At 71.3% G+C, this 12,123-nt stretch carries 14 protein-coding genes; 10 read left to right on the top strand and 4 right to left on the bottom strand.

Annotated features, from left to right (window positions below):
• Positions 1-7 precede the first annotated feature (7 nt).
• The gene (locus AC4BGC_RS15980; RefSeq protein ID WP_490556596.1) at positions 8-1,225 is read right to left on the bottom strand and encodes a pyridoxal phosphate-dependent aminotransferase; all 1,218 of its coding nucleotides are present in this window, start codon (positions 1,223-1,225) and stop codon (positions 8-10) included.
• Between the two features lie 76 nt (positions 1,226-1,301).
• Between AC4BGC_RS15980 and AC4BGC_RS15975 the strand changes: the two genes are divergently transcribed.
• On the top strand, positions 1,302-1,991 hold the full coding sequence (locus tag AC4BGC_RS15975; RefSeq protein WP_490556595.1) for a class E sortase: 690 nt from the start codon (positions 1,302-1,304) through the stop codon (positions 1,989-1,991).
• Positions 1,992-2,001: 10 nt separating this feature from the next.
• Complete coding sequence (gene pyrE, locus AC4BGC_RS15970; protein ID WP_490556594.1) at positions 2,002-2,559, top strand: orotate phosphoribosyltransferase; 558 nt, start codon at positions 2,002-2,004, stop codon at positions 2,557-2,559.
• Between the two features lie 45 nt (positions 2,560-2,604).
• Here the strand turns inward: pyrE and AC4BGC_RS15965 are convergent, their stop codons facing one another.
• Positions 2,605-3,357 carry a DedA family protein gene (locus AC4BGC_RS15965; protein ID WP_490556593.1) on the bottom strand — a complete coding sequence of 251 codons (753 nt, stop codon included), beginning with the start codon at positions 3,355-3,357 and terminating at the stop codon, positions 2,605-2,607.
• Between the two features lie 119 nt (positions 3,358-3,476).
• Between AC4BGC_RS15965 and AC4BGC_RS15960 the strand changes: the two genes are divergently transcribed.
• Entirely contained in the window at positions 3,477-4,109 is a 633-nt protein-coding gene (locus tag AC4BGC_RS15960; protein WP_490557198.1) for a TrmH family RNA methyltransferase, read from the top strand.
• Positions 4,110-4,115: 6 nt separating this feature from the next.
• Here the strand turns inward: AC4BGC_RS15960 and AC4BGC_RS15955 are convergent, their stop codons facing one another.
• Positions 4,116-4,961, bottom strand: coding sequence for a septum formation family protein (locus AC4BGC_RS15955; RefSeq protein ID WP_490556592.1), 846 nt, complete (start codon positions 4,959-4,961; stop codon positions 4,116-4,118).
• Between the two features lie 162 nt (positions 4,962-5,123).
• On the opposite strand from AC4BGC_RS15955, the gene fbaA reads away from it, so the two are divergent.
• Entirely contained in the window at positions 5,124-6,155 is a 1,032-nt protein-coding gene (gene fbaA / locus AC4BGC_RS15950) for a class II fructose-bisphosphate aldolase (RefSeq protein WP_490547458.1), read from the top strand.
• A gap of 36 nt (positions 6,156-6,191) precedes the next feature.
• On the opposite strand, the gene AC4BGC_RS15945 is transcribed toward fbaA, so the two are convergent.
• Positions 6,192-7,688 (bottom strand): DHA2 family efflux MFS transporter permease subunit, encoded by a 1,497-nt coding sequence (locus AC4BGC_RS15945; RefSeq protein ID WP_490556591.1) that lies wholly within the window; start codon positions 7,686-7,688, stop codon positions 6,192-6,194.
• Between the two features lie 109 nt (positions 7,689-7,797).
• Here AC4BGC_RS15945 and AC4BGC_RS15940 point away from each other — a divergent pair, with 109 nt between their 5' ends.
• The 6 genes from AC4BGC_RS15940 to AC4BGC_RS15915 all read left to right on the top strand — a co-directional run bounded on the left by AC4BGC_RS15940 (position 7,798) and on the right by AC4BGC_RS15915 (position 12,121).
• Positions 7,798-8,475 (top strand): response regulator transcription factor, encoded by a 678-nt coding sequence (locus tag AC4BGC_RS15940; protein ID WP_490547460.1) that lies wholly within the window; start codon positions 7,798-7,800, stop codon positions 8,473-8,475.
• Complete coding sequence (locus AC4BGC_RS15935; RefSeq protein ID WP_490556590.1) at positions 8,468-9,856, top strand: sensor histidine kinase; 1,389 nt, start codon at positions 8,468-8,470, stop codon at positions 9,854-9,856. Before AC4BGC_RS15940 ends, AC4BGC_RS15935 begins: the two co-directional genes overlap by 8 nt.
• Positions 9,857-9,945: 89 nt before the next feature.
• Entirely contained in the window at positions 9,946-10,455 is a 510-nt protein-coding gene (locus AC4BGC_RS15930; protein ID WP_490556589.1) for a PepSY domain-containing protein, read from the top strand.
• A gap of 128 nt (positions 10,456-10,583) precedes the next feature.
• Positions 10,584-11,171 (top strand): PepSY domain-containing protein, encoded by a 588-nt coding sequence (locus tag AC4BGC_RS15925; protein WP_490556588.1) that lies wholly within the window; start codon positions 10,584-10,586, stop codon positions 11,169-11,171.
• 121 nt (positions 11,172-11,292) lie between these two features.
• Positions 11,293-11,718, top strand: a complete 426-nt coding sequence (locus tag AC4BGC_RS15920; protein WP_490547464.1) for a DUF3151 domain-containing protein — start codon at positions 11,293-11,295, stop codon at positions 11,716-11,718.
• A gap of 85 nt (positions 11,719-11,803) precedes the next feature.
• Positions 11,804-12,121, top strand: coding sequence for a DUF3311 domain-containing protein (locus AC4BGC_RS15915; RefSeq protein WP_490547465.1), 318 nt, complete (start codon positions 11,804-11,806; stop codon positions 12,119-12,121).
• Positions 12,122-12,123 lie beyond the last annotated feature (2 nt).

Here is a 12,123-nt window from a genome sequence, read left to right as displayed (position 1 = left end):
GCGCGGCTCAGGAGTGGTGCAGGTCGACCCCGCGCAGCCGCTCGATCCCCTCGGTGATCACGTCCTGCTCCTTGCAGAACGCCCACCGGATCAGGTGCCTGCCCCAGGGTGAGCCGTCCTCGTAGAAGACCTGCGTGGGGATCGCCACCACCTTGGCCCGTTCGGCCATCGCCGCGCAGAACGCCCGGCCGTCGGGGTGCCCCAGGGAGCTCACGTCGGTGGTCACGAAGTAGGTGCCCTGCGGGACGTGCACCTCGAGGCCGAGTGAGTCCAGCCCCTCGCACAGCAGGTCGCGCCGATGGGCGAGGTCACGCCGCAGCTCCTCGTGGAACGCGTCCTCGTGGTCCAGCGCGTGCGCCACGGCGGGTTGCAGCGGAGCGCCGGAGGCGTAGGACAGCCAGTTCTTGGCGCCCTCAACGGCGGCGACCAGGTCGGCGGGCCCGGTGGCCCACCCGATCTTCCAGCCGGTGAAGGAGAACGTCTTCCCCGAGCTCGAGATCGTCAGCGTCCGGTCGAACATCCCCGGCAGGGTCGCCAGCGGGACGTGGTCGTGGTCGTCGAAGGTCAGGTGCTCGTAGACCTCGTCGGTGACCACCACCAGGTCGTGGCGCAGCGCGACCCGGGCCACGGCGTCGAGCTCGGAGCGGTCCAGGACCCGACCGGTCGGGTTGTGCGGGCTGTTGAGCAGGATCACCCGGGTCCGGTCGGTCACGGCCGCCTCCAGCTCCTCGGCCACCAGGCGGTAGTCGGGTGCCCGCAGGGTCACCGGGCGGCGTACGCCCCCGACGAACTGGATCATCGCCCGGTAGCTGTCGTAGTACGGCTCGCAGACCACCACCTCGTCGCCGGGGTCGACCAGGCCGAGCATCGCCGCGGCGATCGCCTCGGTCGCCCCCGTGGTGACCACCACCTGGTCGCGCGTGAGGTCGAGGTCGTAGTGCCGCTTCTGGTGGCGCCGGACCGCCTCCACGAGCTCGGGGGTCCCGTGGCCGGGCGGGTACTGGTTGCGGCCGGCCCGCATCGCGTCGTACGCCGCCTCGACCACCGAGGAGGGGCCGCTGCGGTCGGGGAAGCCCTGGCCGAGGTTGACCGACCCCGTCGAGACGGCGAGCGCGGACATCTCGGCGAAGATGGTGCTGCCCACGCCGTCGAGGCGGGCGGCGGCCCTGCCGCGGCCTCCGGGTGCAGGCGCGGTGGACTGGGGGCTGGTACCGGGAACGGTCACGATCCCGAACCTAGCCGCTGGTCCGCCCCGGGGCGATCCGCGCTCGGGGTCACCCCCGATCCCGCACAATGGTCCCGTGTCAGCCAAGCCGTCCCGAGGACGCCGCATCACCTGGTGGGTGGGGGTGGCGATGATGACGGCTGGACTGGCGATGCTCGGCTGGGTCGGGTGGCAGTTCTGGGGCACCAACTGGGTCTCGCAGCGCGACCAGGCGCAGGTGCGCGACTCGCTGCGCACCGAGTGGACCCGCGCAGGTGGCGCCGAGGGGACCAGGCTCGCGCCGAAGTACGTCCCCGAGGGCAAGGCGTCGGCGCTCGTGCGGATCCCGAAGTTCGGCAAGTCCTTCGTGGTCCCGGTGCTCGAGGGCGTCTCGGACCGGGTGCTGGCCCGGGGGCTCGGCCACTTCCGCGGCTCGGCGAACCCCGGTGAGGTGGGCAACTACGCGCTGGCCGGCCACCGGGTCACCCACGGCGAGCCGCTGCGGAAGATGCCGCGGCTCGAGCCGGGCGACGAGGTGATCGTGGAGACCGTCGACGCCACCCACGTCTACCGGCTCGACACCGATCCCAAGGAGCTGGTGATCCCGTTCACCGGGGTGTGGGTGCTCGACCCGCTGCCGAAGAACCCCGATCCCGGCGGACCGCAGCCCGAGCAGAAGGCCGGCCAGCGGCTGATCACGCTGACCACGTGCTCGGAGCTCTTCCACACCGATGACCGGATGATCGCCTTCGGGCACCTGGTCAGCACCACCAGCAAGGCCCGGTAGCCTCCGGGACATGGTTCCCACCCCCGACGATGCCGGCACGAGCGACCCCGACCTGGCCCGCGACGTGGACCGGTGCTGCCGGCTGACCGGCGAGTTCACCCTGCGGTCGGGCCAGGTGGCCTCGGAGTACTTCGACAAGTACCTCTTCGAGGCGGACCCCGCGCTGCTCGCGCGAGTGGTGGACCAGATGGTCGCGCTGGTGCCGGAGGGCACCGAGCTGCTCGGCGGACTGGAGCTCGGGGGCGTGCCGATCGCCACCGTGCTCAGTGCGCGCACCGGCCTGCCCGCGCTGTTCGTGCGCAAGCAGGCCAAGGAGTACGGCACCTGCAAGCTCGCCGAGGGCCCCGACGTAGCCGGGCGGAGGGTCACGCTCGTGGAGGACGTGATCACCACCGGCGGCGCCGTGCGCGACGCCACGCGCGCCCTGCGTGAGGCGGGCGCGATCGTCGAGACCGTGATCTGCGCGATCGACCGCAGCGCGGCGGGTGCCAACCCGCTCGAGGACGTGGGCCTCGAGGTGCTGCCCGTGCTCACCAAGGCCCAGCTGGACGCTGCGCGCGCCCGCTGAGCCTGGGGTCGCTGGCCCTTCTTGCTGGGCCTGTCTTGCTGGGCCTCAGTCCCGGTCGGCCTGCTGGGGCCGGGGGTCCACCGGCATCCCGGAGATGTCGATGTCAGGGCGGCCGTCGTGGTCGTTGTCCTCGGCCTCCGGGCTCGAGGTGCGCCGGTGCCGCCACCACTCGTAGGCGATCGGGACCACGGAGAACGCCAGGATCGCGAAGACGGCGTAGTCGATGTTGTCCTTGAGCCAGGGGAACGTCTGGCCCAGGAAGTAGCCCAGCAGGGTGATGCTGAAGACCCAGCCGACCGCTCCGATGGCGCTCCACAGGAAGAACCGGTGCCGCGGCATCCGGGTGACCCCGGCGACGACGGTGATGTAGGTCCGCACGAACGGGACGAAGCGACCGATCACCAGCGCCTTGTTGCCGTGCTGGTCGAAGAACGCCGAGGTCTGGTCGAAGTACTTGCGCTTGAGCACCCTGCCGTCGCGCTCGTAGAGCGGTGGACCGATCGCCCGGCCGATCTCGTAGCCGATCACGTTGCCCGCGAACCCACCCACCGCCAGCGCGACGAGCGCGAAGAGCAGGTTGGCGGTGTGCCCTCCGGGGACGATCTCGATCTGCCCGCCGGCGATGAACAGGCCCATCGCGAACAGCAGGCTGTCACCGGGCAGGAACGGGAAGAACAGTCCGCACTCGATGACGATGATCGCCAGGCTCACCCAGAAGAAGCTGGTGCCGAACTGCTCGAGGAGCCACTCGGGCTCCATCCACTTGATGCCGAAGAGCAGGGGCTGCAGGCCAGTCACCCTGCGAGGATATCGGGGTGACCTGTGAGCAGGCTGAGCGCCCACGGGAGCACGCCTAGGCTTGCGCGGTGAAACCAGAGGATCTCTCCGACGACGAGCGGCGTGCGCCGTACGACCCGATGCCGAACGGTCCTGACGAGGTCGGGGTCGGCCCGTGGGTCGGGGAGCCGCCGACCGGGTCGCAGTACGACGCCCGGCTGCTCGCCGAGGGCGACCGGCGCAACGTGGTCGACCGCTACCGCTACTGGACGGTGGAGGCGATCGTCGCCGACCTCGACACCCGGCGCCATGACTTCCACGTCGCCATCGAGAACTGGCAGCACGACTTCAACATCGGCACGATCGTGCGCACCGCCAACGCCTTCCTCGCTCGTGAGGTGCACATTGTCGGCAAGCGCCGCTGGAACCGGCGGGGCGCCATGGTCACCGACCGCTACCAGCACGTCCGGCACCACCCGACCGCCGAGGACCTCGCGGCGCACTTGCATGAGCAGGGGGTGCGGCTGATGGGCATCGACAACCTCCCCGGCTCCGAGCACCTCGAGACCTGGGAGATGCCGCGCTCGGTGTGCTTCCTGTTCGGGCAGGAGGGCCCGGGGCTCTCCGAGGGGGCCCGCGAGGTGTGCGACGGCACCTTCTCGATCGCCCAGTTCGGGTCGACCCGGTCGATCAACGCCTCGGCGGCGGCTGCGATCGCGATGCACTCCTGGGTGGAGCGGTACGCCGACCTGGGGAACGCCTGGCGCGGCTGACCGGTCTCAGGAGTCGGGTAGCAGACACCGGACGAACCGGTCGCCGGAGCGCCACCCGGCCTGGCTCGGGGGCTGCCAGAACCCGCCGAAGCCGCCGACGAGCTCGCGGCACCGGTCCCGGGCGACCGGCGTGTAGGTCTGCGGGTCGGGGTAGGCCTCGCCCACGACGCGGAACACCGAGGCGGTCCTGAGGGCGTGCGGCCGCGCGCAGGAGACGTCGGTCCCCTCCTTGGTCTGGCAGACCTGCAGCGCCTCGGGGACCCCGGACTTGAGCAGCGGCCGTGCCGCGGGGAGCTCGATCAGCTCCCGGCCGCTGCGGGCGAGGACGTCGCAGCGCAGCCATCGGGCTCCCCGCTCGAGCTGTGCCTGACCCGGCGTGAACAGGGTCCAGGTCAGGATCGAGGACGCCCGGTCGGCGAGCGTCCCGCCGGCGAGCCGGCGGAAGGCGGGCGCGCAGAACCGGTTGCCGAGCTCGCGGCGCTGGGCGATCGGCGTCTGGGGGGTGACCGCCGTGGGCAGGTAGCCGACATAGGCGACCACCGTGTGGTGCGGACCGCGGCACGCGATGGGGGTGCCGGCCGCCACCGAGGCGCGCGACTGCCGCGGGGTCATCCGGTAGCACTGGCCGAGCTTCGGCGCCCCGAACCCGGGATCGGCCGCCGGCTCCTCGGGGGTGGTCGGGCTCTCGTCCTCGCGGGAGGAGGGCGACGAGCTCTCCTTCTCCGGGGACTCCTTGCCGCCGCATCCCCCCGCCAGCAGGACCAGCGCCACCGCGAGAGCCAGGGCGCGCAGGAGCGCGGGCAGCCCGGGGTGCCGCTGCAACGGCGAGCGTCGGAGGCGGTGAGCAGACATGTCACTCCGGTGCTGGTGCTGACGTGCTGGGAGACGAGCGGCGGGCACCAGGATCCTTGCACGGTTCCGCCGGGACCGTCGGGACAACAGGGCCGCTTGGTCCTCTAGGGTTGGCGGCATCACCTGTCGTACCCCCTGAGGACTCCCGAGGAGACCGCCACCATGCCCATCGCCACGCCTGAGAAGTACGCCGAGATGCTCGACGCCGCCAAGCGGGACGCCTTCGCGTTCCCCGCGATCAACGTCTCGTCGTCGCAGACCCTCAACGCAGCGCTGGCGGGATTCGCGGAGGCAGGCAGCGACGGGATCATCCAGGTCTCCACCGGCGGCGCGGAGTACCTCTCCGGTCCCACGATCAAGAACATGGTCTCCGGCTCGGTCGCGTTCGCGGCCTACGCCCACGAGGTGGCCAAGCAGTACCCGGTCAACATCGCGCTGCACACCGACCACTGCCCCAAGGACAAGCTCGACGGCTTCGTCCGCCCGCTGCTCGACATCTCCCTCGAGCGGGTCCGCAACGGCCAGAACCCGCTCTTCCAGTCGCACATGTGGGACGGGTCCGCCGTACCCCTGGAGGAGAACCTCGAGATCGCCCAGGAGCTGCTCCGCAAGGCTGCCGAGGCGCACATCGTGCTCGAGGTCGAGATCGGTGTCGTCGGCGGCGAGGAGGACGGCGTCGAGGGCGGTGGCGGCGAGCAGCTCTACAGCACCACCGAGGACGCGCTCGCGACCGTCGCGGCGCTCGGCACCGGCGAGAACGGCCGCTACCTGACCGCGCTCACCTTCGGCAACGTCCACGGCGTCTACAAGCCCGGCAACGTCAAGCTGCGCCCGGAGATCCTGCAGAAGGCCCAGGAGGCCGTGAACGAGAAGCTCGGCCTGCCCGCCGGCTCCAAGCCCTTCGACCTGGTCTTCCACGGCGGCTCTGGCTCCACCGCCGAGGAGATCGGCGCTGCCGTGGACTACGGCGTGATCAAGATGAACGTCGACACCGACACCCAGTACGCCTTCACCCGCCCGGTCGCCGGCCACATGATGACCAACTACGACGGCGTGCTGAAGATCGACGGCGAGGTCGGCAACAAGAAGCAGTACGACCCCCGCGCCTGGGGCAAGGCCGCCGAGGCCGGCATGGCCGCCCGCGTCGTCGAGGCCTGCGAGAACCTCCGCAGCACCGGCCACTCGGTCGGCTGAGGCCGGCCGCTTCTCGCTTGCCCCGCTGCGCGCCCCTCAGCGGGTCATGTGCTTGGGGCGGGCGAAGGCGAGTGCTGCCGCGAGACCCACCAGGAGCACCAGGGGCGGCAGCAGCAAGGACTGCGCCATCGCCTCGCTGAACGGGGCCAGGGCCTGCTCGGGCAGGTTGCCGCCACCGGCCTCGCTCGGGGAGAAGTTCAGGCCCTGGGCCGCCAGCCGGGCGTCCATCAGCACGGCGATGGCCGCGGAGCCCAGCACCGCGCCCACCTGACGGGTGGCGTTGTAGATCCCGGCCCCCGCTCCGGCCTGGTGCATCGGCAGGTTGCGGGTCGCGGTCGCCGAGGTGGGTGCCCAGACGAAGGCGTTGCCGATCCCGAGGAGGGCCATCGGCAGCAGGATCTCCCAGGTGGCCGAGTCCGGGGTCAGCACCCGGCTGAGCCAGATCAGGGAGCTGCTTGCCGCCGCGAAGCCGAAGGCGGTGATCACCCGCGGGTGCACCGCGTCGGTGAGCTTGCCGACCCACGGCGCCAGCAGGATCGACATCAGCGCCATCGGCACCAGCAGCAGCGCGGCGCCGGTCGGGGAGAGGCCCCGCACCAGCTGGGCGTAGAGCATGATCGGGAACGACATCGCCGTTATCGCGAAGCCCATCGAGGAGATCGCGACGTTGGCCATGCTGAAGTTGCGGTCGCGGAACAACGGCAGCGGCACCAGCGGCTCGCGCTTGTTGCGCGCCTGCCACCAGATGAACAGCGCGAACAGCACGATCCCGGTGACGATCAGCAGCGGCACCGAGATGAACCCGGTGATGGTGCCCCAGTCGAACTGGTGGCCCTCCTGGATGCCGAAGACGAGCAGGAACATCGCGGCCCCGGAGAGCACCACCCCGAGCCAGTCGAAGCGGTGGTTGTTGGTCGGCAGCGAAGGGACCAGGCGCCAGGCGAGGACGAAGCCCACGATCCCGACGGGGATGTTGATGAAGAAGATCCACTCCCAGCTGAGCGCGTCCACCAGGACGCCGCCGAGGATCGGCCCCACCAGCGTCGCGACACCGGCGGTCGCGCCCCACAGGGCCATCGCCTGCCCGCGGCGCTCGGAGGGGAAGATCCGGGTGATGATCGCCATCGTCTGCGGCGTGATCATCGCCGCGCCGAGGCCCTGGAAGACCCGGGCGATGATCAGGCCCTCGATGGTGCCGGTGAGCCCGCACCACAGCGAGGAGAGGGTGAAGACGGTCAGGCCGAGCAGGTAGAGGTTCTTGGGCCCGAACCGGTCACCGAGCCGGCCGGTGATCAGCACCGGGACGGCGTACGCCAGCAGGTAGGCGCTGGTCACCCAGACGACGGCGTTCACGTCGGCGTTGAGGTCGCCGATGATCGCGGGGGTCGCCACGGAGACGATCGTGGAGTCGACCAGGATCATGAAGAAGCCCAGACAGAGCGCGAACAGCGCTGGCCACGGGTTCACGTCCGAGGGTGCTTCGGTGCTCTGTGGCGCGCCCGGCTGGGTGGGCGGCTGCTTCGTCTGGGCCATGACCAAACTCAACACCAGAGGCGTGACGATCCATTCCGCCCGCGGCCGTCTTCAGCGCAGGTTCAGCCACGCCTTGCGACAATGGGTCCACCTGACCCCGGAGGTGGCCATGCGTGTGCTCGTCGTCGAGGACGAGGTACGGCTGGCCCGGTCCATCCGCGTCGGCCTCGAGGCCGAGGGCTTCACCGTCGACCTCGCCGGGGACGGCACCTACGGCCTGTGGATGGCGCGGGAGCACGAGTACGACGCGATCGTGCTCGACCTGATGCTGCCCGGGATCAACGGCTACAAGGTGTGCGAGACCCTGCGCAAGGAGAAGATCTGGACGCCGATCCTGATGCTCACCGCCAAGGACGGCGAGTGGGACCAGGTCGAGGGGCTCGACACCGGTGCCGACGACTACCTGACCAAGCCGTTCTCCTTCCCGATCCTCGTCGCGCGGCTGCGCGCGGTCGCCCGGCGCGGCGCGCGGGAGCGTCCCACCCAGATCGAGGTGGGTGACCTGCGCCTGGACCCGGCCGCCCGCCGGCTGTGGCGCGGGGAGACCGAGATCGAGCTGACCGCGCGGGAGTTCGCCCTGTTCAGCTTCCTGGTCCGGCACCCGGGCGAGGTCGTCTCCAAGCTCCAGATCCTCGACGCGGTCTGGGGGATGGACTTCGAGGGGGACCCGAACATCGTCGAGGTCTACGTGCGGCACCTGCGCAACAAGGTCGACCGGCCGTTCGGCCGCGAGGCGATCCAGACCCTGCGCGGCGCCGGCTACCGGTTGAGCAGTGACGGTGGCTGAGCGCGGCGGGGGCCGGATGCGGCGCGCCTCGATCCGGGTGCGTACGACGGCCGCGGCCGTGGTCGTCGTGGCGGTGGCCCTGCTGGCCGGGGCGGTGGCGCTGGTGACCCTGCTCGGCGACTCGCTGCGCGACGGCCTAGAGACCGGGGCCGAGGAGCGCGCCTCCAGCCTGGCGGACCAGATCGAGTCGTCGGGGCTGCCGGCGCAGCCGCCGCGAGAGAGCGACGACTCCCCGGAGGAGGACGAGGAGCCGGACGAGCAGCTGTGGCAGGTCACTGACGAGTCGGGTGCCGTCGTACGCAGCTCGGAGCCGCTCGCTCGGCCGCTGCCGATCAGCGACTCCGACGGGGTGCGGGTGGCCGGCACCGACCAGGACTACCTGGTGGTGACCGAGCGGGCGCGCTCCGGCGGCCAGGAGTACGTCGTCTCGGTGGCCACCTCGCTGGAGGAGGTCGAGGACTCCCGGGCCGCGCTCGTGCAGCTGCTGCTCGTCGGGGTGCCGCTGGTGCTGCTGCTCGTCGGGGGCACCACCTGGGTGGTGGCCGCCCGGGCCCTGGCCCCCGTGGAGCGGATCCGCCGCGAGGTGGAGCAGATCACCGGGGACCGGCTCGACCGGCGGGTCCCCGAACCGGGCTCGCGCGACGAGATCTACCGCCTGGCCCGGACGATGAACCAGATGCTGGGCCGGCTGCAGGGCTCGCACGACCGGCAGCAGCAGTTCGTCGCCGACGCCTCCCACGAGCTGCGCTCGCCGATCGCGAGCATCCGGCAGCACGCGGAGGTCGCCCGTGCCCATCCCTCGGCGCTGCCCGACGGGGAGCTGGCGGAGTCGGTCCTCGAGGAGGCCATCCGGATGCAGCGCCTGGTCGAGCAGCTGCTGCTGCTCACCCGGGCCGACGAGGGGGTGGTGGTGCGCGCGTCGCGCGAGGTGGACCTCGACGACCTCGTGCTCGACGAGGCCCGGCGTGCCGGGCGCTCCGGCCTCCACGTGGACACCTCGGGCGTCGGAGCGGGCCGGGTGCGCGGGGACGGGACCGCGCTGGGCCAGGTCGTGCGCAACCTCCTCGACAACGCCGTGCGGCACGCGGAGTCGCGGGTGGCGGTGAGCGTGCGCGAGGAGGGTCCCGACGTGGTGCTCACGGTGGAGGACGACGGGCCCGGCGTGCCGGAGGGGCAGCGCACCCGCATCTTCGAGCGGTTCGTGCGCCTCGACGAGGCCAGGGCCCGTGACTCGGGTGGCAGCGGGCTCGGCCTGGCGATCGTCGCGGAGATCGTCGCGGCGCACGGCGGCTCGGTCGCTGTCTCGTCCTCGCCGCTGGGCGGTGCGGCGTTCGTCGTACGCCTCCCCGCAGAGGGCGAGTCCTCGTCGACGACCTCCTGAACGCGCGTTCAGAGACGTTCAGTGAGGGTTCAGCGAGGCGGCCACAAGATGGTGACGTACCAGCCGGGCACCATCGAAAGGACTGAGAGATGAACACCAGGAAGCGCGTCCTGATCCCCACCGCCGCTGCCGTCCTCGCACTCGGGATCGGAGGTGCCGCATGGGCCTCCACTGCCTCCGCGGGCGACTCGGACCTCAAGGGCAGCGAACGCGACCGCGTCTCCGAGGTCGCCACCAGGACCGTCGGCGGTGGCATCCTCGTCGAGGCCGAGTCCAGCGACGACACCGGCCGTGCCTACGAGGCCGAGGTGCGCAGGGAGGACGGCACCGTCGTCGAGGTGACCCTCGATGAGAACCTCGCCGTGGTCCACCAGCGCACCGAGCGCGACGACGACGACCGGGCCCTGGCTTCCGCCGAGCGGGTCTCCGCCGAGAAGGCCGCACTGGCGGTCGTGGGCAGCGGCACCGTCACCGAAGTCGAGGCCAGCGACGACGGCCCCGAGGCCTACGACGTCGACGTCCGCGAGGCCGACGGCACGGAGTGGGACATCGAGCTCGACGCCGACTTCAAGGTGCTGGAGAAGAAGGCCGAGCGCTGACCTCCCGTCTCCCCCGACCAGCCGTGTCCGCGCGGCGGCCTGCTGAAGGAGCCTTCCGACGCGTTCGGGAAGGGTTCAGGCGGGTCGTTGCAGGCTTGTAGCCACAACCCGTGACCGAAAGGTTCGCCATGAACACCAGCAAGCTCAAGAGCAAGCAGTTCCTGATCCCGGCGGTCGTGGTCGTCGTCGCCATCGCGATCGGCGCTGCCTTCTACGCCTGGATGAACGACTCCGACCTCCGAGGCAGCGAGCGTGACCGGGTCTCCGCAGCGGCTCTCGAGGCCGCCGGCGGCGGCAAGGTGATCGACGCCGAGAAGAGCGACGACCCGGGCGAGGCCTACGACGTCGAGGTGCGCACGACCGACGGCGACGAGGTCGACGTGCACCTGGACAAGGACCTCGACGTGGTCCGGATCGACCGCGACGGTCACCACGACACCGACGACCGCGGCCGCCACGAGGACGACGACCGCGGTCACGCCGGTGGCCCCGGTGAGCCCGGCCGCCCCGACAGCGACGACCGGCTGACCGGCCAGGAGATCGCCAGCGCCGAGGAAGCAGCCGTGGCCGCAGTCGGCGGCGGCACCGTCGTCGACGTCGACCGCAGCGACGACCCGGGCGAGGCCTACGAGGTCGAGGTCCGCAAGGGCACCACCGAGTGGAACGTCGAGCTCGACGCCGACTTCAAGGTGCTCCGCAAGGCGGTCGACAACTGATCGGAACTGCGGATCCGGGTAGTCCCGGTCGAACGGCATCCCGAGCACGGGTCGAGGCATGCCGAACGACCGGGACTATCCGTCTCCGCGCGACCAACCACCCCGTGACACGATCGGGAGCATGAGCGACTCACACCTGCGCCGCGACCTGATCGCCGGTCCGCCCCCCACCCTGCTTCCCGTCGACCCTGCCGAGGCCGAGCTCGAGGCGGGCGAGCAGGCCCAGGACGTCGTACGCCGGCACCCGGAGTCGCCCTTCGCCTGGGCGACCCTGGCCGAGGAGGCGCTGGCCGACGCCGATGTCGACGACATCACCGCCTACGCCTACGCCCGGGTCGGCTACCACCGCAGCCTGGACCTGCTGCGCCGCAACGGCTGGAAGGGGCACGGCCCGGTGCCGTGGGAGCACACCCCCAACCGCGGCTTCCTGCGGTCGCTGGCCGCCCTGGCCCACGCCGCCGGACGCATCGGGGAGCACCACGAGAGCGCCCGCTGCGACGAGTTCCTGCGCGACTCCAGCCCGGAGGCGCACGCCGAGCTGAGCTGAGGCGCGAAAACCGGTGGGACGCGTCGTGAGACGGCACTGTTCTGACCGGTGAGACCTGCGTCACACCGGTCTAGAGTTTTCTGCCATGGCAGAACTCGACGACCGCTCGACCGCGCCTGAGGTTCCTCCCACCAACAGGCCCCTGCTCGTCCTCGCGGGGGTCCTGCTGCTGATCCCCGTGGTGGCCCTGCTCTGGGTGAGCACCTATGCCCGTGAGACCCCGAGGCTGTGGGGGTGGCCGTTCTTCTACTGGTACCAGTTCCTCTGGGTGTTCCTGTGCGCCGGCCTCACCTACTCCGCGCACCGCCTGGTGCTGGCCGCCCGCCGCCCCCTGCCGACTCATCGCCGCGACCGTGAGCGTCGGGGCAACGGTGACGCGGCATCCCCGGGCGCGGGGGAGTGAGC

Source organism: Nocardioides sp. Z38_18 (assembly GCF_058215695.1).
This window is presented reverse-complemented; position numbering and strand designations above follow the sequence as displayed.

What these genes read in the sequence shown, in the direction of transcription:
- pyrE (WP_490556594.1), top strand. Translation starts at nt 2,002, where the DNA reads ATGGTTCCCACCCCCGACGATGCCGGCACGAGCGACCCCGACCTGGCC.
- AC4BGC_RS15960 (WP_490557198.1), top strand. Translation starts at nt 3,477, where the DNA reads ATGCCGAACGGTCCTGACGAGGTCGGGGTCGGCCCGTGGGTCGGGGAG.
- AC4BGC_RS15955 (WP_490556592.1), bottom strand. Translation starts at nt 4,961, where the DNA reads ATGTCTGCTCACCGCCTCCGACGCTCGCCGTTGCAGCGGCACCCCGGG.
- fbaA (WP_490547458.1), top strand. Translation starts at nt 5,124, where the DNA reads ATGCCCATCGCCACGCCTGAGAAGTACGCCGAGATGCTCGACGCCGCC.
- AC4BGC_RS15945 (WP_490556591.1), bottom strand. Translation starts at nt 7,688, where the DNA reads ATGGCCCAGACGAAGCAGCCGCCCACCCAGCCGGGCGCGCCACAGAGC.
- AC4BGC_RS15940 (WP_490547460.1), top strand. Translation starts at nt 7,798, where the DNA reads ATGCGTGTGCTCGTCGTCGAGGACGAGGTACGGCTGGCCCGGTCCATC.
- AC4BGC_RS15930 (WP_490556589.1), top strand. Translation starts at nt 9,946, where the DNA reads ATGAACACCAGGAAGCGCGTCCTGATCCCCACCGCCGCTGCCGTCCTC.
- AC4BGC_RS15925 (WP_490556588.1), top strand. Translation starts at nt 10,584, where the DNA reads ATGAACACCAGCAAGCTCAAGAGCAAGCAGTTCCTGATCCCGGCGGTC.
- AC4BGC_RS15920 (WP_490547464.1), top strand. Translation starts at nt 11,293, where the DNA reads ATGAGCGACTCACACCTGCGCCGCGACCTGATCGCCGGTCCGCCCCCC.
- AC4BGC_RS15915 (WP_490547465.1), top strand. Translation starts at nt 11,804, where the DNA reads ATGGCAGAACTCGACGACCGCTCGACCGCGCCTGAGGTTCCTCCCACC.